The 20,173-nt window shown below is 70.9% G+C and carries 23 protein-coding genes; 8 read left to right on the forward strand and 15 right to left on the reverse strand.

From position 1 onward, the window contains the following. The first annotated feature begins 68 nt into the window (after positions 1–68). Positions 69–2,327 (forward strand): sensor histidine kinase, encoded by a 2,259-nt coding sequence (locus tag KIK05_RS49055; RefSeq protein WP_214413817.1) that lies wholly within the window; start codon positions 69–71, stop codon positions 2,325–2,327. 10 nt (positions 2,328–2,337) lie between these two features. Here the strand turns inward: KIK05_RS49055 and KIK05_RS27825 are convergent, their stop codons facing one another. The 3 genes from KIK05_RS27825 to KIK05_RS27835 form a co-directional block, all read right to left on the reverse strand. After that, the gene (locus KIK05_RS27825; RefSeq protein WP_214413970.1) at positions 2,338–2,943 is read right to left on the reverse strand and encodes a response regulator transcription factor; all 606 of its coding nucleotides are present in this window, start codon (positions 2,941–2,943) and stop codon (positions 2,338–2,340) included. Between the two features lie 56 nt (positions 2,944–2,999). Next, positions 3,000–4,058 carry a CAF17-like 4Fe-4S cluster assembly/insertion protein YgfZ gene (gene ygfZ / locus KIK05_RS27830; protein WP_214413818.1) on the reverse strand — a complete coding sequence of 353 codons (1,059 nt, stop codon included), beginning with the start codon at positions 4,056–4,058 and terminating at the stop codon, positions 3,000–3,002. A 98-nt stretch (positions 4,059–4,156) separates the two neighbouring features. Next, on the reverse strand, positions 4,157–4,564 hold the full coding sequence (locus KIK05_RS27835; RefSeq protein WP_214413819.1) for a hypothetical protein: 408 nt from the start codon (positions 4,562–4,564) through the stop codon (positions 4,157–4,159). Positions 4,565–4,713: 149 nt separating this feature from the next. Between KIK05_RS27835 and KIK05_RS27840 the strand changes: the two genes are divergently transcribed. Both KIK05_RS27840 and KIK05_RS27845 read left to right on the forward strand, forming a co-directional pair. Continuing rightward, complete coding sequence (locus tag KIK05_RS27840) at positions 4,714–4,956, forward strand: hypothetical protein (protein WP_214413820.1); 243 nt, start codon at positions 4,714–4,716, stop codon at positions 4,954–4,956. An 83-nt stretch (positions 4,957–5,039) separates the two neighbouring features. Further along, positions 5,040–6,173, forward strand: a complete 1,134-nt coding sequence (locus KIK05_RS27845) for an NsdA family TPR-like regulatory protein (protein WP_214413821.1) — start codon at positions 5,040–5,042, stop codon at positions 6,171–6,173. Positions 6,174–6,739: 566 nt separating this feature from the next. On the opposite strand, the gene KIK05_RS27850 is transcribed toward KIK05_RS27845, so the two are convergent. Next, positions 6,740–7,153, reverse strand: coding sequence for a Fur family transcriptional regulator (locus KIK05_RS27850; RefSeq protein WP_214413822.1), 414 nt, complete (start codon positions 7,151–7,153; stop codon positions 6,740–6,742). Between the two features lie 150 nt (positions 7,154–7,303). Here KIK05_RS27850 and KIK05_RS27855 point away from each other — a divergent pair, with 150 nt between their 5' ends. The 4 genes from KIK05_RS27855 to KIK05_RS27870 all read left to right on the forward strand — a co-directional run bounded on the left by KIK05_RS27855 (position 7,304) and on the right by KIK05_RS27870 (position 12,446). Continuing rightward, a complete protein-coding gene (locus KIK05_RS27855) occupies positions 7,304–9,121 on the forward strand; it encodes an asparagine synthase-related protein (RefSeq protein ID WP_308250153.1) in 1,818 nt (605 codons plus the stop codon). Positions 9,122–9,295: 174 nt separating this feature from the next. Then, entirely contained in the window at positions 9,296–10,417 is a 1,122-nt protein-coding gene (locus KIK05_RS27860; RefSeq protein WP_250563574.1) for an acyl-CoA dehydrogenase family protein, read from the forward strand. After that, positions 10,414–11,253 (forward strand): phosphate/phosphite/phosphonate ABC transporter substrate-binding protein, encoded by an 840-nt coding sequence (locus KIK05_RS27865; RefSeq protein ID WP_214413824.1) that lies wholly within the window; start codon positions 10,414–10,416, stop codon positions 11,251–11,253. Before KIK05_RS27860 ends, KIK05_RS27865 begins: the two co-directional genes overlap by 4 nt. Next, positions 11,250–12,446, forward strand: coding sequence for a ferritin-like domain-containing protein (locus KIK05_RS27870; RefSeq protein ID WP_214413825.1), 1,197 nt, complete (start codon positions 11,250–11,252; stop codon positions 12,444–12,446). Before KIK05_RS27865 ends, KIK05_RS27870 begins: the two co-directional genes overlap by 4 nt. 2 nt (positions 12,447–12,448) lie before the next feature. Here KIK05_RS27870 and KIK05_RS27875 read toward each other — a convergent pair whose 3' ends face one another. The 11 genes from KIK05_RS27875 to KIK05_RS27925 form a co-directional block, all read right to left on the reverse strand. Then, entirely contained in the window at positions 12,449–13,390 is a 942-nt protein-coding gene (locus KIK05_RS27875) for an ABC transporter ATP-binding protein (RefSeq protein WP_214413826.1), read from the reverse strand. After that, entirely contained in the window at positions 13,387–13,851 is a 465-nt protein-coding gene (locus KIK05_RS27880) for a GntR family transcriptional regulator (RefSeq protein ID WP_214413827.1), read from the reverse strand. The genes KIK05_RS27875 and KIK05_RS27880 overlap by 4 nt, the downstream gene beginning before the upstream one ends. 82 nt (positions 13,852–13,933) lie before the next feature. Continuing rightward, on the reverse strand, positions 13,934–14,995 hold the full coding sequence (locus KIK05_RS27885) for a TolB-like translocation protein (RefSeq protein WP_214413828.1): 1,062 nt from the start codon (positions 14,993–14,995) through the stop codon (positions 13,934–13,936). Further along, the gene (locus KIK05_RS27890; RefSeq protein WP_214413829.1) at positions 14,992–15,495 is read right to left on the reverse strand and encodes a SigE family RNA polymerase sigma factor; all 504 of its coding nucleotides are present in this window, start codon (positions 15,493–15,495) and stop codon (positions 14,992–14,994) included. Before KIK05_RS27890 ends, KIK05_RS27885 begins: the two co-directional genes overlap by 4 nt. An 87-nt stretch (positions 15,496–15,582) precedes the next feature. Next, positions 15,583–15,963, reverse strand: coding sequence for a MauE/DoxX family redox-associated membrane protein (locus tag KIK05_RS27895; RefSeq protein WP_214413830.1), 381 nt, complete (start codon positions 15,961–15,963; stop codon positions 15,583–15,585). Then, positions 15,960–16,502 (reverse strand): hypothetical protein, encoded by a 543-nt coding sequence (locus KIK05_RS27900; RefSeq protein WP_214413831.1) that lies wholly within the window; start codon positions 16,500–16,502, stop codon positions 15,960–15,962. The genes KIK05_RS27895 and KIK05_RS27900 overlap by 4 nt, the downstream gene beginning before the upstream one ends. Before the next feature lie 18 nt (positions 16,503–16,520). Next, positions 16,521–16,688: a hypothetical protein gene (locus KIK05_RS27905; protein WP_214413832.1), complete on the reverse strand. Its 168-nt coding sequence runs from the start codon at positions 16,686–16,688 to the stop codon at positions 16,521–16,523. Further along, complete coding sequence (locus tag KIK05_RS27910; RefSeq protein WP_214413833.1) at positions 16,689–17,207, reverse strand: hypothetical protein; 519 nt, start codon at positions 17,205–17,207, stop codon at positions 16,689–16,691. Then, positions 17,204–17,713 carry a hypothetical protein gene (locus KIK05_RS27915; protein WP_214413834.1) on the reverse strand — a complete coding sequence of 170 codons (510 nt, stop codon included), beginning with the start codon at positions 17,711–17,713 and terminating at the stop codon, positions 17,204–17,206. Before KIK05_RS27915 ends, KIK05_RS27910 begins: the two co-directional genes overlap by 4 nt. Beyond that, positions 17,714–18,319, reverse strand: a complete 606-nt coding sequence (locus KIK05_RS27920; RefSeq protein WP_214413835.1) for a hypothetical protein — start codon at positions 18,317–18,319, stop codon at positions 17,714–17,716. Between the two features lie 890 nt (positions 18,320–19,209). Next, positions 19,210–19,698, reverse strand: a complete 489-nt coding sequence (locus KIK05_RS27925; RefSeq protein ID WP_214413836.1) for a heme-binding beta-barrel domain-containing protein — start codon at positions 19,696–19,698, stop codon at positions 19,210–19,212. A gap of 99 nt (positions 19,699–19,797) precedes the next feature. Between KIK05_RS27925 and KIK05_RS27930 the strand changes: the two genes are divergently transcribed. Next, on the forward strand, positions 19,798–20,160 hold the full coding sequence (locus tag KIK05_RS27930; protein WP_214413837.1) for a DsrE family protein: 363 nt from the start codon (positions 19,798–19,800) through the stop codon (positions 20,158–20,160). Positions 20,161–20,173: the final 13 nt, after the last annotated feature.

A 20,173-nucleotide genomic window follows, 5' to 3' on the forward strand; every position in this document is an offset into this window, starting at 1 on the left:
GAATGCACATCAGGCTTATGGGATCTGCATAATTCGGATTTCGGGCGGTTCTTGGAGGGGAGGTCGGCGTGGCACGCGACTTCATGCCGCCACAGCGTTTCACGGCGCTGCTCCTCGCCACCATCGGCCTGTGGTGCACCCTCAAGGCCCTGCAGCTGATCCTCTACCTGCCGCCCGGCCCGCGGCTCGCCCCGTGGGCGCACACCGAAGGGCCGGCACTGGGATCGGTCGCGCTCGCCCTGACCTGCGGCCTGCAGTTCGCGATCATTCTGCGCCGCCTGCCCCGAGCGGCACGCCTGTCCGCCGTCCTGGTCCAGGTCATGATCGCCTACGGTCTCACCCTCGTGTACGGCGCCCCCTGGGGTCCGTATGCCGCCCTGCCCACGGCCTCGGTGCTGCTGGTCTTCACCGGCCGGACGTCCTGGATCCTGGCGGGATGCCTGGCGCTGGGCGAGGCCGTGATCAAGAAGGTGCTCGGCCTGGGCTGGGACGAGTCGGCGTGGACCGTCCTGGCCACCGGCACCACCGCGCTCGCCTTCTTCGCCGTGGCGCGGCTGGCGCGGCTCGCCCAGGACCTCCAGCGCACGCGGGCCGAGGCGGCCGGACTGGAGGTCGCCCGGGAGCGGTTGCGGATCGCCCGCGATCTGAGCGCGGCCCTGGGCGGCCGCCTCACACAGGTCCTGGTCGCACTGCGCCGAGCAGCCACGGACCTGGACCCGGCCCGCCTCGCCGACGCCACGGGCACCGCGCGTGCGGCGCTGAGCGATGTGCGGTCGGTCGCCGACGACTACCGGGACCGGTCGCTGACAGCGGAGGTCGAGGCGGCGCGGACGGTCCTGCGGACGGCCGGAACCACGGTCACGGTCCGCGCCGCGCCGGTCACGCTCCCGGCGGCGATCGACGCGGCGCTGGCGGCCGTACTGCGCCGCACGGTGGTCACCGTCCTGCGGCGGGGCACACCCGAGCAGTGCCGGATCCACCTCGACGGGTCGGCGCGCCTGCGCGTGACCTTCACCGGGCCACCACCCGACGCGCCCGGTCACGAGTGGAGCGACGGACTGGCCGACGCGCTGCGGGAGACGGCCGTGGAGATCGGCGACCTCGGCGGGCACCTGGAGGTCGACTCAGGGGTCGAGGCATGGATCCCGATCGGGAAAAGACGCGGCATGGCACGCTCGCCCGGCCCGGTCGGTGCCGCCCCCTGGCTGGCCTTCGCCGTGCTGCTGCTCATCGAGATCGACTACCTCGCCACGTCCGCCCTGGACATAGCGCACAGCGTGGAGAACGGTACGGGATCCTTGACACCCGCGCAGATCCTGGCGGCGGCCGTGCTCGTCCCGCCGATCTCCCTCCTCCAACTCCGGCACGTCTACCCGCGTCCGGGCGGGGCGCCGCCGCGGGCGTGGCAGGTGACCGTGCCCCTGCAGATCGTCCTGCTGCTCCTGGCTCTGATCGTCGTCGGCCCGGCCGTCCCGGCGTCCTACGCCTCGCTGGTCGGCGGTGTCGTGCTGTACCAGCTGCGGCCCCCCTGGTCATGGCTCGCCACGGTGTTCCTCCTCGTCGGCGCAGTGGAGATCGCCTGGGGGTGGGCGCCGCTGATCAGCCAGGTGAACGCCTTGTTGTTCACACCCGCGTTCCTCATCCCGGTCTACGCGCTGTGCGTGCTGCCCGTCATGTTGGCGCGGCTGGAGGAGGCACGTCGCGAGGTGACCCGGCTGGCGGTGGTGAAGGAGCGGCTGCGGATCGCCAGAGATGTGCACGACCTGCTGGGCTTTCAGCTGTCGGCACTGGTGCTGAAGGGAGAACTGGCCGGACGGGTGATGGCCGCCGACCCCGACGCGGGCCGAGCGCAACTCACCGAGCTGACCGGGCTCGCCGAGCACGCCCTGGCGTCCCTGCGATCGATCACCGGGGAACGGGCCGACCTCCACCTGGATGAAGAGGTGACGGCGGCCCGCTCGATGCTCGCCGCCGCCGGGATCGAGGCGCGCGTCGACCTCGCCGCGCCCATCCCGCCCGGCCTCGGCGGCGTCCTGGCGATCGTGCTGCGCGAGGCCGTCACCAACGTCGTCCGGCACTCGCATGCCCGCCTGTGCAGCATCGAGGCGTCGCGCGACGGCGGCACCTACCGGCTGCGGGTCGCCAACGACGGCGTCCGTCCCGCCGGCGGCGAGCGTTCCGGCACGGGCCTGGCCAACCTGCGGTCGCGGGCCGAGGAGGCCGGCGGCCGGCTCCTCGTCCGGAACGGCCCGGACCGGTTCAGCCTCACCGCCGAGTTCCCCGAGACACCGGCCGCCGACCGGGCCGGCGCCGCCACGGCCGCCTGAGCGCGGCGGTTCAGAGCCAGCCGGCTTCGGTGGCGATCCGGATCGCGTCCACCCTGTTGCGCGCGTTGAGCTTGGTGACGGCGGAGGCGAGATAGTTGCGGACGGTGCCGTAGGACAGCTTGACCTGCGCGGCGATCTCGGTGGGCTCGGCCCCGGCGGCGGTCAGCCTGAGCACCTCGGTCTCCCGTTCGGTCAGCGGGCTGCCCTGGACGTCCAGCGCGGCGAACGCGAGCTGCGGGTCGACGACCCGGCCGCCCGCCGCGACCGTGCGGATCGCGCCCGCCAGCTCGGCGGGCCCGGCGTCCTTGACCATGAACCCCGCGACGTGCGCCGCCAGCGCCCGGCGCAGCGTGCCCGGACGTCCGACGCCGGTGAGGATCAGTGTGCGGCACTCCGGCAGCCGTTCGTGCAGCCGCGCGGCGGCGGTCAGCCCGTCCATGCCGGGCAGCTCGATGTCGATGACCGCGACGTCCGGCCGGGTTTCCAGGGCCGTCGCGAGGATCGCGTCCCCGGCCTCGACCTGCGCGACGACCTCGATGTCGTCCTCCAGGCTCAGCAGCCCGGCGAGCGCCTCCCGCAGGATGCGCATGTCCTCCGCCAGCAGCACCCGGATCACACGCTCACCCACTGACAGCACGATCGGCCTGGAAATGGTCCGGCAGTCATCGAGGCTTACCGGATCCGGCGGCGGAGGGCGGGGTCGATCGTGACGTTGCGGCCGGCGTCCGGCGGGACGATGACCTCCTGGGTGGCGGCGACGCCGCCCGCCAGCAGGTCGATGTCGACCGGGACGGTGCGCTTCACCAGGGCCAGCGCGATCGGGCCGAGCTCGTGGTGGCGGGCGGACGAGCCCACGAAGCCGACCTGGCCGGGCTCGGCACTGCCCTCGACAACCGCCTCCGGGTCGGCCTCGCGAGGCGCGCCGACACCGAGGGTCACGGGCGCGCCGTGGGGCGGCAACGTGTCGACGCTGCCGTCGAGGTGCAGGAACACCAGGCGACGCGGCGGGTGGCCCAGGTTGTGCACACGGGCGACGGTCTCCTGGCCTTTGTAACACCCCTTCGACAGGTGAACCGCCGAGCCGATCCAGCCGACCTCGTGGGGAATCGCCTTGTGGTCGGTCTCGAACCCGGCCCGGGGCAGGTGCGCCTCGATGCGCAGCGCCTCGTACGCCCACAGGCCGGCGAGCTTCAGCCCGAGCTCCTGCGCGAGCCCGGCCAGACGCTCACGCGGGACCAGCAGATCCCCGCCGATCGCGATCGCTCCCTCCGGCGCGGTCGCCGCCGCGTCCTGCGCGCCCGGCGGCAGGACGGTGACGACGGCGTACTCGGCGGTCATGTCGGCCACCTCGACGCGGAGCATGAAGCGCATCTTCTCGAGGAAGGCGATCAGCGCCGCCGACGTACCCGGCTCGACGTGAGCCCAGACCGACTCGCCGTCGTCGACGAGCGTCAGGTGGTGCTCCAGCCTGCCCTGCGCGTCGAGGAACAGGGTCTCGGTGGGGGTGCCCGGCGTGAGGGTGTCGAGCTTCTGCGAGGTCAGGCTGTTGAGCCAGCTGAGCCGGTCGGGCCCGGAGATGCGGACGACCTCGCGGTCACTGCGGTCGACCATCGCCTCCCCGGCCGCGAGGGCGCGCTGCTCGGCGTACGGCTCACCGTAGTGCGCGGCGACGGTGTCATCGGGGGCCTCGGCGGCGACTGCTCCAGGCGTGTCAAGCAGAGGGCTTCGCATGCCCTAAGGCTATTGCGCCCCACCACATTTCCCGCACCCAGGTGCCGATCCGTCACCCGGAGATGTGGAACTCCGCCTGGGTCTGCCCGAACCGGGCGCTACCGGCCGGACGACGGCCAGGGCCGCTGCGGCAGGGGCGCGCCCTGCGCGGGCATTCCAGGGTGCGCAGGCGCCACACCGGGTACGCCGCCGTGGCCCGCGCCTTGCTGGGACGGGGCCGGGTAGGGCGGCCGCGCGACCTGGGCCGCTTCCTTGTTGCCGGCCGTGTCGGGCGACAGGCGGAGGACCACGGCCGTGACCGCGAGCACGACACTCATGAACCCGCTCGCCATCGCCGTGCTCACGGGCGGATCGTGGGCCAGCTGCATGGCGGTCACGGACACCATGATGAACGCGAGCCCAAGATTGATCGCCCCGACGATGGACCGGAAACGAGGACTCCCGCCTACCAGAGCGATGCACGCCGGCAGTCCGGCCACCAGAAGAATCAGGAGGTACTCGAACATGACGTTGTTCCTCTCATGGCGGCCCCGGACCGCGTCGGCCGTGTCAGCACACTGTTCGATGCGACCGCGCGTGGTTTTGTTGCGCCTGAAGGGACGAACTTCTCGTAGCCGTCCTTGATCGTCTCCTCCGTCGCCGGCACGCGATCACGATGCCCGGCTTACGGTCCGGCGTCGGCGAGCACGGCCCAGACGAGGTGACCGGTCAGCGGGTTCCCTCGGTGACCGGTCCGGGCGGCCAGCCGCGCGACGGCGCCCAGGCCCCGGCCGTGCTCGTCCAGCGGGCCCTCCGCGCACGCCGGCGGTCTCCCGAACCCGGGAACGCCGCCACCGCCCAGGTCGTACACCCCACGCGTACGCTGCTCGCACCTACGGCCCCGACGACCGGGAGCTGATCGACTCGATCGACCACCGCCACCTTGACCCCTTCCAGCGCTCCCGCCTCACTGCTGCCGCGCCTGATTCGCGGCGTGCGAGCATGGAAACCGCCGGAGAGTGGCCGGAGGTGAGCGTCGCAGCAGGGCTGCCGTCCGGAGACTGCGCCGCCCTGTTCCGCGCTCTCACCGTCGAGGAGGCCGACGTGAAGCGACGCGAGCTGCTGTTCGAACTGGCCATGGCCCTCGGTGGCCTGCCCGCCCTGCGGCTGCTGCGGCATCTGAGCGCGGACGAGGAGGTACGGCTCGCACAGGCCGTCCAGGGCCCCGGCCGCGTCGACGCGCAGAGCGTGACGGCCATCGAGAAACTGATCGCCCAATGCTGGCGGCTGGACGAGGCGTACGGGCCGTCCAAGGTGTTCCGGCTGGCGAACGCCCAGCGCGACCTGGTGGCCCGCCTCCTGCACGAGAAATCACTCACCCCGGCCCTCCGCGACCGGCTCGTCACCGCCTACTGGAGCCTCAGCCACCTGGGCGGCTGGTTACGGTACGACGTCCTCGACTACGCGGGCGCCGTCCAGTGGTACGGACAGGGTCTGGAAGCCGCCCACGAGCTCGGCGACCCGACGCGCCTGTCTCACATGCATGGTTGTCTGGCGATTTTGGAGTGCGACCGAGGCCGCCCGACCCAAGCACTCGACCACGCGTTCGCGGCACAGGCGTGGGCGCAAGAGAGTCCGAGTCGCTTGCAACGCGCCGTCTCATCGCAAACGCTGGCTCGGGCACTGGTCGATGCCGGACGTGGCGATCATGGCCTGCGAGCGCTGGACCGCGCGTACGACCTGGCAAGCGCATCCCGTACGGAGATCGATCCGCCGCACCTTTACTGGTGTACGCCCGCGAGGATGCTGTGGAACCGGGGGCACTGCTTGGCGGCCACAAAACGCCCGGATGACGCGATCAAGGCAGGTGAGCAGGTTCTCACCCAGCTGCACGAGTCCGCAGGGCGGGCACGAGGACTTGTGCTTCTGGAACAGACGAAGGCCTTCGTTCAGAAGCGAGAGATCATCGCAGCCGCGCAGAAGCTCAGCGACGTAGCCGACATAACTACTCGGCACACCTCGGTCCGCCTCGTCGACAGCATCCGGACCACCAGGCAGCAACTCCAGCCCTGGGCCACCAACACCTACGTCCGAGACCTGGACGAGAAACTTCGGGAGCTCGGGATCGCCGGTTGAAAGAGGTTCCCGGGGTTGCCCACCGTACGGCGGCGCCGAATTCGCCGTACACCGACTCGCCGACCCGGCGCCGATCGGGGAGCACCGCAGCAACCGGCAGACGGGCCGGCCGCTACCGCCGACCCGGCGCCGCTTGAGGAGCACCACAGCAACCGGCAGATGGGCCGGCCGCTACCGGCGACCCGGCGCCACTCGAGGAGCACCACAGCAACCGGCAGATGGGCCGGCCGTGACCACCGACCCGGCGCCACTCAAAAAGCACCACAGCAACCGGCAGACGGGTCGGCCGCTACCGGCGACCCGGCGCCACTCGAGGAGCACCACAGCAACCGGCAGGCGGGCCGGCCGTTACGTCAAGAGGGATCGGTGAGGTGGGGAGCTCGAGGGGTGTCCCCTCGGTTGGGGGTCGAAGGGGGCCTGTTGCCCCTGGGGGACACGGACCGAGCCGCAGGCGAGGACCATGGCCCTGCGCACTGGGGAACACGGACCGAGCCGCAGGCGAGGACCATGGCCCTGCGCACTGGGAAACACGGGCCGAGCCGCAGGCGAGCCCCCTTTGGGAAGGGTCAGGAGCGGCAGTTGCGGCAGCGGCCGAAGACGGTCAGGTGTTGGACGTCGGTGGTGAAGCCGAGTTCGTCGTCGAGCCGGGAGACCAGGCCCTGGACGAGCTCCGGGCGGACCTCGGTGATCTCGCCGCAGCCCCGGCACACCAGGTGGACGTGGTCGGCCTCGCTGGCCAGATGGTAGGTGGGGGCGCCATGGCCGAGGTGGGTGTGGGTGACCATGCCCAGCTCTTCGAGCAGTTCCAGCGTGCGGTAGACGGTGGAGATGTTGACGCCTCGGGCGGTCTCCTGGACCTGCGCGCAGATGTCTTCCGGAGTCGCATGGCCCAGCCGGGTGACGGCCTCCAGCACCAACTGCCGCTGCGGAGTGACCCGGTATCCGCGCGCCCGCAGTTCCTCGTGCCATGTCCGGGTCATGTGGAAATCCGATCTCCGGGACGCACCATGCATCGAGTCTACGAGCACCTCGGCAGCGGGAGGACCCGGCGGCGCTCGGCCAGCCTGATCCGCACGGGTGTGGAATCATGCCAGCCCCGGCCCCGAGACCTCACGAATCGGAGAATAGACGTGCGAGTACTTCTGGCAGTGGCCGCCAAGGCCGGAACTCCTTCCGGCGTTCTGGACGAGGCGGTGAAGCGCGCGGAAGACCTGATAAAGCAGGCATTTCCGGTGCCCGAGGAGACGATTTCGGCGGCCGCGCGGCGATTAGGGGGAACGGCACTGCTGTCCTGGGGGAACGAGGGGCCGGACTCCGCACGGGCGGACCTCGTCGTGGACGGCGGTTCCCGGGCCCTCGGGGTCACCGGCACCCTGCTGGACTGGGACGACGCACGCAAGCTCCTCGAGGCTGACGCGATGGGCGACGTCGTTCCGGGGATACGGGGCTGTTTCGCGGCCGTCCGCGTCGAGCCGGGCCGCGCCACCGCCGTCACCGACATGACGCGCGCGTGCGGCCTGTTCCACGCCGAGACCCCGGAAATGCACATCGTCGGCACCCGTGCGCTTCTCGTCCACCTGCTGGCCAGGCGGAACGCTCCGATCAGGTGGGACGTCCGGGCGCTGCAGACGATGGTGCGGCAGGGCTATTTCCTGTCCGACGAGACGCCGTTCGAGGGCGTCCGGGCGCTTCCCCCGTCGTCCACCCTGGTGATCGGCGAGGACGGTGCGCGGCTCACCACCCGGCCCCTCCCCCAGCCCGAACCCGTACCCGAGACGCGCGGCGGCAAGAAGCGCGCGGTCGAGGGCCTGGCCGAGGCGCTGGTCGGCACGCTGCGGCGGCGGTTCGACGAGCCGATCAATCTCGCGCTGACCGGCGGAAGGGACAGCCGCCTCATGGCGTCCCTGCTGCACGCGGCCAAGGTGCCGTTCCGGGCGACGACCAACGGGCTGGACGACCACCCCGACGTCGTGATCGCTCGGCAGATCGCGGCGAAGCTCGGGGTCGAGCACACCGTTATCCCGCCCAAGCGAACCGAGAAACGGGACGCCGTGCTCGTCGAGCACCCTCTCCTGCGGACGTTCGAGGTGCTGCGCACGTGCGAGGGCATGACGTCCGCCTACGAGAGCATCGTCGAATACCTGCCCTACAGCTCCAAACCCACGATGTCGGGCCAGAGCGGCGAGATCCTGCGCGGCGGGTTCCTCTACAGCCAGGGGAATCCGTCCCCGAAGGCGATGAAGCGCCGGGTGGACGCGTTCTTCCTCAAGGACGAGGCCCTGTTCACCGACGAGGCGAACGCCCATGCCCGCGACCTGGCCTCCGCCTGGCAGGAGCGCGCGGACGGCGACCCTGCCCAGGTGCTCGACCACCTGTACGTCACCTACCGGGTGGGCCGGTGGCACGCGGCGGCGCGGGCGGGTTCGCTGCGGCGCGGGGACGCGGTGCAGCCGTTCCTCGACAACCGGGTCGTCGCGGCCGCGCTCGCCCTGGACCCGATGTGGCGCCGGTCGGAGGAGGTCGTCTTCGAGCTGATCGGCATGTTCGCGCCGCAGCTGCGGCGGATCCCCCTGGAGGGCTCCGAGTGGCGGTTCCGGTCCGAGCGCACTCCCTCGCGCTGGGAGCGGCTGCTCTCTCGGCGCGAGCCGGCGAAACCGGCCGCCGCCGCGCCGAAGAAGCCGAAGAAGGGCGCCTGGAACTGGCGGACCAGCCCCGGCGAGCGGCTGACCGCGGTGCTGCGCGAGGGCGTCCTCGGGAACGACGTGCTGTGGGACATCGTCAGGAAGGACGCGGTCGAGGAGATGTTCGCCGGACCCGTGGTGAAGCAGCCGGCCCTCGCCTGGAACCTCTACACGGTCGGGGCGATGCTGGCGGGGCTGTACCCCGGGCCCAGGCCGGACGACCTGCGGCCGGTCGAGGTGCTCATACCGTCCGGTGACGGTGCGTGAGAACGCGTGCCACCTTCGGAGCCTTGATCATCTTGACGCCCTCGGGTACGTTACCTGATGCGCATGGATTTCTGCGGCGAATAACGCCGATGCGGCACGCTTAATTTAATTTCGACGTCATTTGTCAGTGCCATTCAGCCCTCACCGCGAAGGGTGTACGTGCATTTGTCTTCGATGAACGGAAATCAGGCCGCCGACGTCATCACCGGCGTCATCGCTCCCGCCGCCGCCGAAGTGGATCGGACCGGGGCCTTCCCCCGGGCGGGCATGGAAGCCCTGGGCAAGGCGGGTGTGCTCGGGCTGACCAGCGCCACCGAGGTGGGCGGCGCCGGGAAGGGGCTGTCGGACGCGGCCGATGTCGTCGGTTCACTGGCGGCCGTGTGCGGATCCACCGCGATGGTCACACTCATGCACTACGCGGCCACGGCCGTGATAGAGGCGCACGGCCCGGCCGAGGTCCGAAAGGCGATAGCCGAGGGCCGGTACCTCGCCACCCTGGCCTTTTCCGAGGCGGGTTCGCGCAGTCATTTCTGGGCGCCGTTGAGCACGGCGAAGGATGACGGCGACGGGGTCGGGCTCGACGCGCACAAGAGCTTCGTCACCGCGGCCGGAGAAGCCGACGGGTACGTGTGGTCCAGCCGCCCGCTGTCCGGCACCGGCCCGATGTCGCTCTGGCTGGTCCCGGCGGAGGCGGACGGCCTGTCCGTGGAGAGCGCCTTCGACGGCCTCGGCCTGCGCGGCAACGCGTCCAGTCCGATGAAGGCGCGGAACGTACGGCCCCAGGCCGCGCTGGGAGCCGACGGCGCGGGGCTCGACATCGCGCTCGCCACCGCCCTGCCGGCGTTCCTGGTGCTCAGCGCGGCGTTCTCGCTCGGGGTGATGGACGCACTGGTCGCCAGGGCCCACGAGCGGGTCGCCACCACCCGGTTGGAGCATCTCGGGCAGACCCTGGCCGGCCAGCCGGCCACCCGGTCGGCGTACGCACGGGTCGCCATCCGGCGCGACCAGGTGCGGGCGTTCCTGAACGACACCCTGACCGCGCTGGAGACGGGCAGGGAGGACGCGACGCTGCGGGTCCTCCAGGTCAAGGCCGTCGCCGCGGAGGCGGCCGTCGAGGTCGCCGACGAGGTCATGCGGCTGTGCGGCGGGTCGGCGCTGCGCCGGGACGCGGGGGTCGAACGCCACTTCCGGGACGCGCTGGCCGCCCGGGTGATGGCCCCCACCACCGAGGCCCTGTACGACTTCGTGGGCCGTGCCTCCTTCGGCCTGCCCCTCCTCGGGGAAGGCACGGCATGAGCCTGCTGATGGGCGCCGTCGCCTACGACGCGAAGGTCGTGACGATCTGGTCGGGATTCCGAGCCTGGCTGTCCGCGCAGGGGCTGCCGTTCGACTTCGTCCTGTACTCCAACTATGAACGCCAGGTCGAGGACCTGGTGGACGGGCGGATCCACGCGGCCTGGAACTCTCCCCTGGCCTGGATCCGCGCCCGGCGGCTGGCCGCCGCGCGCGGCACGTCGGTGCGCGCCCTCGCCATGCGCGACACCGACCGCGACCTGCGCTCGGTGGTGGTGGTGCGCGGCGACTCGGACATCCGGCTGCCCGCCGACCTCAAGGGGAAGACCGTCGCGACGGGCGCCGTCGACTCCCCGCAGGCGACGCTGCTGCCGCTGCACCACCTGCGCGAGCTGGGCGTCGAGCCCGTGGTGCGCCGGTTCGACGTGGGCGTGGGCCTGCACGGCGACCACGTCGGCGGAGAGCGCGACGCCGCACGCGCGCTGGTCTCGGGCGAGGTGGCCGCCGCGTGCATGATCGACGCCAACCATCTCCTGTTCGAGCAGGAGGGCACTCTGCCCGCCGGGTCGACCCGCATCCTCACCGCCACCGCGCCGTACGACCACTGCAACATGACCGTCGTCGCCTCCGCGCCCGCCGAGCTGGTCGATGAGTTCGGCCGGCTGCTGGCGGGCATGTCGTACGCCGACCCGGAGGTGCGCCCGCTGCTGGACCTCGAAGGGCTGAAGGCCTGGAAGCCGGGCCGTGAGTCCGGCTACGCGGAACTGGAGGCCGCGGTGGACGGCGGCGGCTTCTACGACGGCTCCGGGCGGGTGACGGCACCGGGCTACACCCCTTGACCGACCACGTCGTCGACCTGGCGGACGTCGGATTCGACCGCGGCGCCCACATCATCCTGCGCAGGGAGCTGGCGCGGCTGCCGCGAGGTGACCGGCTGGGGGTCGTCGGCACCCACGACGCCCTCGCGGTGCACCTCGCGGTCTGGTGCCGCCAGGAGGGCCATGAGCTGACCCCCGAGCCGGACCCGGATGTGGCGGCGGCCTGGATCCGTCCCGGTCACGCCGCCGCCGACCGGTGGGCCGGAGCGGAACGCGCGGGCGGAGTGCGGCCCTCGGCCGTGGTCTCCCGGCCGCCGGCGCACTGGGGGCTGGCCGCGCGGGGTGCCCTGGTGGAGCCCGGCGGCCCGCAGGTCCCCTTCGACCTCGACCGCAAGGAGGCCGTCTGGGCCGAGGTGGCCCCCAAGTTGTACGCCCAGGCCGCGGCACGGCAGTGGGATCCAGGTACGGCGATCGACTGGGACGCCCCTTTCGAGCTCCCCGCCGAGATCGAGGCGTCCGTCGTCCAGGTGATGACGTATCTCGTGGAGAACGAGCAGGCCGCGCTCGTGATCCCGGCGCGGCTGCTGGCCCGGGTGCATCCGCACTTCCGCGAGGTGACGCAGCTGCTCGCCGTCCAGGCCGCCGACGAGGCCCGTCACATCGAGGTGTTCACCCGGCGCGCGACGCTGCGCGGCGAGTTCCTGGGCACGTCGTCGGTCAGCGGGCGCGCGTCCCTGACGTCCCTGCTCGCCGAGCCGGACTTCTCTCTGGCCTCCTTCCTGCTCTCGGTACTGGGTGAGGGCAGTTTCCTGAACCTGCTGTCCTTCCTGGACGAGTACGCCCCCGATCCGGTCACGCGGCGGGTCGCCCGCCTGGCGCACCAGGACGAGGCCCGTCACGTGGCCTTCGGCGTGGCCCACCTCGGCGAGCAGGCCCGTCGCGACCCGGCCTTCCGGGGGACTCTGAGAGGAGCGGTCGAGCGGCGGCACGACATGCTCGCCGACACCGCCGGGATCAACCAGGACGTCCTGGACGCGCTCACGGTGCTGGCCGCGGGTTCGTGGTCGCCGCAGGCGATCGCCCGTGGCCACGCGGCGGTGCAGCGGCTCCAGGAGGAGATGTTCGAAGGACGCAGGAACCGGCTGGTCCATCTCGGCTTCCCGCCCGACGAGGCGTCGGAGCTGTCGGCCCTGCACACCCGCAACTTCATGTGAGCTCAGGGGTGCTGGAAGGTGACCTCCGGTTCGGCTGGTGAGGGTCCGTCGAGCAGTGGCTGCTCGGTGCGCTTGAGGTGCAGGTCGAAGAAGGCGCCGACGTAGGCACGGGTGATCTCTTCCGCGCGCCGCGGAGAGATCCCGGGGCCCGGCCTTCCCGCCCACGCGTAGAGGATGGGCAGGTCGGTGAAGGTGCCGTGGTCGGAGCCGGTGACGGTCAGCCAGCGTTTCCAGCCGTCCAGGCTTCCCCATGCCTGCTCCCAGCTGGGGTCCATGCCCGGGGCCTCGTGTTCGGCGCCGAAGAGAAGGACCGGGCGGTGCCCCAGGCCGGTGGCGGGGACCGGCGCGAAGAACGAGCCGTCCATGTTCACGACATGGGAGGAGAACACCACCGAGACGCCGTCCTCCAGCACCGCCGCCATCAACGCCGACATGAACTCGTGCCGCGCCACCGGGTCCAACGCGGCCAGCGGCTCGTCGAGGATCAGCAGTTCCGGGCATTTGGCGAGGGCGAGGGTGAGCGCCATCTGGGATCGCTGGCCGCCCGACAGCGCGCCGATCTTCTTCTCCAGCGGAATGCCCAGCTCCGCCAAGCGGTCGCGAGCGCGCGCGCCGTCCCAGCGCCGGTTCAGGCTGCGCCCCAGCCGCAGCGTGTCGGCCACCGACAGGTTGCGGTAGAGCGCCGCCTCCTGGGCCACGAAGGCGACCGCGTCCAGCGCCGCCGCCGATCCGGCGGGCCTGCCACCCGCCACCCGTACCTGTCCCGTCGTCGGCGTGGCCAGCCCCACCGCCAGACTGAGCAGGGTCGTCTTGCCGGCGCCGTTGGGACCTACCAGACCCACCACGTGCCCGGAAGGGATCGCCAGTGAGCAGTCCCGCAACGCCCACGTGCGGCCGTAGCGCTTGCCGAGCCCGGACGCCTCGATCGCGGTTCCCGTGCTCACGGGACCACTGCCGCCCGGCCGCCGTCGTCTTCCTCGTCCGTCCGGCCCGCACGGCTCTGCCGCAGTTCGTGCAACGCCGCGGTGAACAGGGCGCTCATGCCCTCCTCGTCCAGCCCGGCCTCGCTCGCCGTGCGCATCCAGGCCAGCATGCTCTTGCGCAGTGCCGCCTGTTCGCGCAGGCCCACCCGGTCGAGGGTGCCCTCGACGAACGTGCCGAGTCCCCGCCGTCCGGCCGCCAGGCCGCGGTGCTCCAGCTCCCGGTAGGCCTTGAGGACGGTGTTCGGGTTGATGGCCAGCCCTGCGACGACGTCCTTGACCTTGGGCAGTTGATCGCCCTGCCGCAGGTACCCCAGTCGCAGCGCCTGCTCCACCTGGTGCACCAGTTGCAGGTACGTCGGCACGCCGGAGCCGGGATCGAGCCGGAACTCGATCGGCGACGAGCCGACTTTATCTATATCCATAGTTATAGAGTTAAGGGAGTCCGCCCGCTGCTGTCAACATCGACTACCCACGGCGGCCCCGTCGCGGCGTCGTGCTCCGAGGTCAGTGCCGGGCGCCGCCGGGGATGACGATCTCCGCCTCGCCGGGGAACTCCTGAAGGACCCGGTCGCCGGCGAGCAGTCGCTGGCGCCCGTTCGGCTGGTCGCGGGGAACCTGGACGACGGCGTACCCGTCAGGAGTGGGACCGACCGGGTACCGGCCGTCGGCCAGCGGCGTGCGCGACTCGAGGGCCCCCTTCCGGTCGAACTGCAGGACCGCGACCTTCTCCCCTGTGTACTCCAGCAGGAAGATGCGGTCACCGCGGACCTGGACCGTCAGGCCGTGGTCGGCGTCGGCCAGGACGCCGTCCGCGGTCGCCCGGAACGTCACCTCCACGGCGCCCACGCGCAGCTTCACCTCCCGGCGAACGCCCTCGTACTGGGACACGTCCAGCAGGACAAGGTCGCCGGGGTTCAGGATGCCGACGGGCTCGTACCCTTCGGGCGCCGGCGGCGCGGTGGCCACGCCGGTCTCCAGGTCGACATCCAGATATTTCCCGACATTTCCGTCCAGGTGGTACGCGAGGATCAATCGGCGCGAGTCGGCGGACCAGGCCCACGGACCGTACGCGTAGCCGGTCTCGCCCGTCGCAGGAGAGACACCGGCGACGCGGCGGACGGTGTCACCCAGCAGGTCTCTCAGCTCGTAGCCGTTCTCGGTCGGCCTGCCGAGCCAGCGTCCGTCGGGAGACAGCGTGATGTTGCCCGGCGGGGTGACGGTGTGCGCGCCGAGCAGGTACTGCCGGCCGTCCGCGAGCGCCAGCAGGGTGGGGCAGCCGTCCCTGCACGGCGTGTAGACGGCGGCGCCCTGCCCGACCGGCCCCTGGGCGGGCAGCGCCGGATAGGACGCCGGCGAGGCCGACATCGCCGGGACCGCCACGATCGTGTCACCGGAGGGGCGCACCAGGCTCTGGAGGCCGAATCCGGCGATCACCAGTGCGGCGAAGGCCGCCCCCGCCGCCGTCCGCACGGCCCGGCGGCGGCGCACGACACGCAGCACGCGGTCGGCGTCGGCGTAGTCGCGCGCGTCCTGTTCGAGCCGGTGGTAAGTGTCATGGAGGTTCACGGATGCACCTTCTCCAGCAGTTGTGGCGCCACTGTGCGCAGGCGCTTGAGCCCGTCGTGCGCGTGCCGCTTGACCGTCCCCACCGAGCAGTTCAGCTGGGCGGCGACCTCGGCTTCCGGGAGGTCCTCGTAGAACCTCAGGTAGAGCACGATCCGCTGTTTGGGAGTGAGCAGGCCGAGGGCGTGCCGTAGCACGATCTTCAGGTCCGTCTGCGTGGACCCGTCCTCGCGCGCCGGAGGTTCGGGCAGGTCGGCGGTCGGGACGAAGGTCAGACGACGGGGGCGGCGCCAGGTGCGCAGCTGGTTGAGCATGATCTTGCGCACGTACGCCTCGGGGTCCCCCAGGGCCGTGACCTTGCGCCATCTGGCCGCCGCCTTGACCAGGGTCTCCTGCACCAGGTCCTCCGCCTGGCCGTGGTCGCCGGTGAGCAGGAAGGCCGTCCGGGACAGGGCCAGGCCACGCGTGGCCACGAACTCTCGGAAACTGTCGGTGTCGGTCACCCGGGTCCAGCCCCTCCGTCGGACGGCGTCGACATTGAACACTCCGTCCGGCGTCGAAAGGTTGAGGCCGCGCGGGAAATAGGGCGCTCAGGCCGCCGTGCCGAGCAGCACCAGGCCCGCCACCAGGACCAGTGCCGCCCTGCCCCAGGTCCACCACGACACCGGCTCGCGGGCGCCGAAACACTGGCAGGAGGACGGCCCGCCCGCGGTCAGCAGGTATGTCTGCGTGCCGGTGAACGCGACGCCCAGCAGGCTCGCCGCCACCCCGACGGCCAGGTCGGACATCGAGGAGAACATCGCCACGGCGGTCACCGCCTCCACGGCGACGATCACGCCTGCCGCCACGGGCGCGATCGGCTGCCGGAGGCCGAAAACGGCCAGGCCGTCGCGGAAAGCCCCGAATGCACGGAGCTTCCCGGCGACGGCGAGGACGAGCACCAGACCCAGCGCCCAGCGCAGGGCGATCACCCGATCACCAGCAGGACGACCATCGGGATCGCCAGGATCGCGAACAGCGGCCTCAGCCGGGGCAGCTCGAAGTAGAAGGCCTTGTCGGCCTCCATTTTGTTCCGGGCCACGGTGAACGTCAGGAGCATCACCGCCCGCGCCATCGCGAAACCGATGCCCGCCATGAGCGCCTGCTGCCACGAGGCGAGGAACACAATGGAGATCGCCATGATGTGCGGCAGCGCCGTCGGCGAATAGGTCCGCATTCCCGTACCCATTTCCATGCCGAACTGCACCGCCCCCCAGAACGGAATCCTGGTGACGAACTGTGGCACCAGGCGTGCGTTCTGCAGTATCGGGAACTTCAGCACGCCGAATTCCTGCAACAGCAGGACGACCGCCGAGACGGCGACCACGATCTGGAGCACGAGAAGCGGGAACGGCGCCCGGACGAGCGAGCCGACCACGACGAAAGCGAACGCGGTGGCCGTGGCCCCCACGAAAAGACCGAGAACGAAACCGGAAATATCAGAACCCCGTCGGACCGACGAGGACAGCACCCAGGCGCTGTTGAGGCTTCAAACCGAGCCCGACAGCGAGAACCCGGCGACCAGGGCCGCGACCAGCCAGACGAAGCCGGTCGTGCCGACGTTCAGCGCCCGCGCCGCGACAACGGCCGCCTCCCCCGCCGCTATGAGCGCCAGTCCCGGCGCCAGCAGGCGGAGGGAGGCCGTCGTGGTACGCACTTAGAGCGCGGTCCGGCAGATCGAGAACCGGTTGACGGGGCTGGCGCCGCAGGTGACGACGTAGTAGTAACCGTCGGAGCACTTGCGCTTCTTGCTGGAGGTGCTGCCGCCGTGCCAGCGCCATGCGTTGCGCCCCGCGCAGCTGGTGGCCTCGGAGGTGTAGTTGATGCTCACGCAGGTGCCCGTGTAGCCGTCGTCCCGGTGCCACGTGCCGGTGCAGTTGTCGGAACCGAAGTACGCCGAGGCGGGCTGGCAGACCTGGGAGGAGGTGGCGTAGCCCTTGCACTCGTCCCAGATGGTCTTGTGGACCGAGGCCGCGGCGCCGCGCAGCCGGGCCCCGGGCAGCAGGTCCAGGGCGCCGAGCCCGGCCGCCGTCACCACGCCGAACGCCATGCCCAGCGCCCGCCTGCGGCTCCAGCCCCGCTTGGCGACGACCCGGGACGGAAGCGCCGCCTCCGGTGCCTGGGTCGCGCTCGGGATCAGGTCGAGGATCGATCGGTTCTCGCCGGTAATGGTCACGGCTGCGGTTCCCTTCGTCTGTCCAGTACTCGATCGACGACGTCCACCAGCGCGTCGCCGGACCCCACCGGGGTCGTGAAGACCACCAGCCCGTCCGCGCCGACGACGAGGAGGGCGGGCGCGTACGGCACGGTGATCGACCGCCAGATCGCGGGATCCTTGATCACCCGAACCTGCTCGGGAAGGCTCTTGTCGAATCCCGGGTCGTCGGAGACCACCGCGAAGGAGTGGTCGCCGGGAAGCGTGGGGGCCAGCTTGCCGACGGCGAGCAGGACCTCGTCGCAGATCGAGCACTGCCTGTTGATCTTCACGACGAGAGTCGTGCCGTCCGGCGTCGTCACGGCGGACCGTGTCGGCTCGTCCTGGCCCGCGCCGAGGCGGACACCGACGCCGTGGTAGGTGGCCAGCTCCAGCTCGCGCACCCGCCGGTACAGGCCCGCTCCCGCCGCGAACAGCAGAGCGACCAGTACGGCCAGGACGATGACCGCGGCCGACGTCGGGTCCACTCAGGCCGTCCAGTCGATGCGCTTGATCTTCGTCAGGAAGTCGGCGGCGGCCTGCGAGGCCGCGAGCCCGGCCGCGCGGACCGACCGGCCCGGCTGCGACTCCCGGGGCGCGTCCCAGGGGCTCAGGGTCACCACGGCGGAGTCGGTGACCATCATCAGCGGCTGCACGGCGGCGTTGGCGTCGTCGAGCCGCCAGATCTCGCCGGCCTGGGCCTCGTAGCCGCGCCACTTCGGGATCCGGTCGGCGCTCGCCCGCTTGGACTCGACCTTCAGGGTGCCGACGCCCGCGATGGCCTGCAGGTACATGGCCGTCGACAGATCGAAGCGCTGCCCGGCGTCGGCGGTCATGCCTTCGGGCGTGTCGGTCCAGGCCAGCCGGGTGAAGGTCTCGACGATGTCGCGGGTCTCCCACAAGGGGGCGTAGAACATCCCGTGCGCCATGTGCCATGGGCCGAGCCACGCGGCCCAGCGGGCGTCCTGGGGGTCCTTGCAGTCGTAGACGACGAGCTCGCCGCCGGCGAGGGACAGTCGTTCGCGCTCCGTACCGCCGACCGAGTACACCCCGGAACCGAGCGAGGACGCGGGGGCGAGTTCGAGCGCCCACATTTCGGCCGTCGTGTTACGGCTCCCGTATTTCGGAATGTAACGGACATGGCCGCACCACGAGTTCAGCAAATCTTTTTCGGTGTCTTCGACTTCCAGATTGACGAGAGAATTGTCGATCGCACGGACCGTCGATAAATGCGCCATGCAGCAGCCCCTGACGGATGCCCATAATAAGGATTATGGAGCGGATGTTGCCGCGAAGTGTTGCATGATCAAATCGGGGACGTCAAGCACGGGGCAACGAAGATCACGAAGTGCCTGTTCACGCCCCTGCCGCCATATTCCGACCGCGGGGAAAATCAAGATTTGAACCAGTTGCCGACGACCCTGTCGACAGCGACGCATTCGGGCTTCCGGGGGCTGTTTCACACGTGAATCCGAAGGGAGAGCCGCGGAAACCCGCCGGAACACACCGGGACGGCGTCACCGGGGCACGGGGGCGCGGCCGGGGCCGTTCCGGCGGGCCGCGTCGGGCCGAGGACGCGGAGGAGCGGCGTGAGACCGCCGCCGAGTCACCCTCGGCGCGGACCGGCGGCCCCGAGATAAATCATTTGCCCGGCCCCCTCGCCCTCACATAGCGTTCGTAGCACGCAGAAGGGAGGTGGTCCGAACAATGGTTGATTGTTATAGGACTAGCGAGGTGGCTGTCCGCTAGGACATCGCCAGGTCAGGACCTTCCGTCCAGACGTCGTGCCCTCAGGGGCACCGGCGGCGTCCGGCGAATCCAACACAGACACCGGAACCCCGGGCAGCCGGCGGGTGGAGTCTCCCGACTCCACCCATGGTCCAGCCGGCCCGTCTCACTCCGAGACGGAGTACGCCCGGGGTTCTTCTGTGTCCGCCCCCTCGTCCCTGGGCGCCCCCGCTGCCCGGAAGCGCCAGGGCGCGCATTACTCGACCTTCTTCAGCTCCGCCGAGATGTGGGACGTCAGCGACTGGCCCTCGGCGGCCATGTCGTAGGCGTACATCAGGTTGCCGTTCACCAGGCCGTAGAGGCGGTGGCCGGCGGTGTACTCCTTGGCGGTGGCCGTGCGGGCCACGACGTCGGTGCGCAGCTCGATCTTGTGGAAGACGACCTCGCCGATGTAGATCTCGACGATGCCGGTCGGGTGGCTCAGGCAGACCTCGAGCTGCCGCTCGGGGAGCGCCCGCCAGTAGCCCGACTCGGTGGCCAGCGGCCGCACCATGTTGCCCTCGTCGTCGAGCAGCCACGTCTTGCTCACGTAGCTCAGGAACGGCTTGCCGTTGTGCTCAAAGGTGATCTCCTGCCCGAACCGGAAGCTCTCGATCGTCGGGTAGCCGCCGACTCCGGCGCCCTCCCACCTGCCCAGCAAGAAGGCGATCGGCTCGAGGTCAGGATGAATTGACTGGGAGTCCATGACACATGAGCCTAAATGCCCGCCGAACGGCTCGTGCCTGCGACACCGAACACCACAATGACCTGGTGGATCACGGCAGCGCCCGCATAGGCTCAGATCATGGCACGATCAATGGTGATAAAGGTGACGGCAGGCTCGGACGCGCCCGAGCGGTGCAACCAGGCGTTCACGGTCGCGGCGGCGGCGATCGCGAGCGGCGTTCCGGTGTCCCTGTGGTTGACGGGTGAGTCGTCCTGGTTCGGTCTCCCCGGACGGGCCAAGGAGTTCAGCCTGCCGGAGGCCACCCCGCTGGCCGATCTGCTCGACGTCGTGCTGTCCGCCGGCAAGGTGACCGTGTGCACGCAGTGCGCCGCACGCCGGGGGATCAAGCAGGAGGACCTGATCGAGGGCGTGCGGATCGCCGGCGCTTCGACCTTCGTCGAGGAAGTGCTCGGCGAGGGCGTGCAGGCGCTGGTCTACTGACCGCGCCCGCCCG

This window comes from Sphaerisporangium fuscum (assembly GCF_018531465.1).
Lineage (GTDB): Bacteria > Actinomycetota > Actinomycetes > Streptosporangiales > Streptosporangiaceae > Sphaerisporangium > Sphaerisporangium fuscum.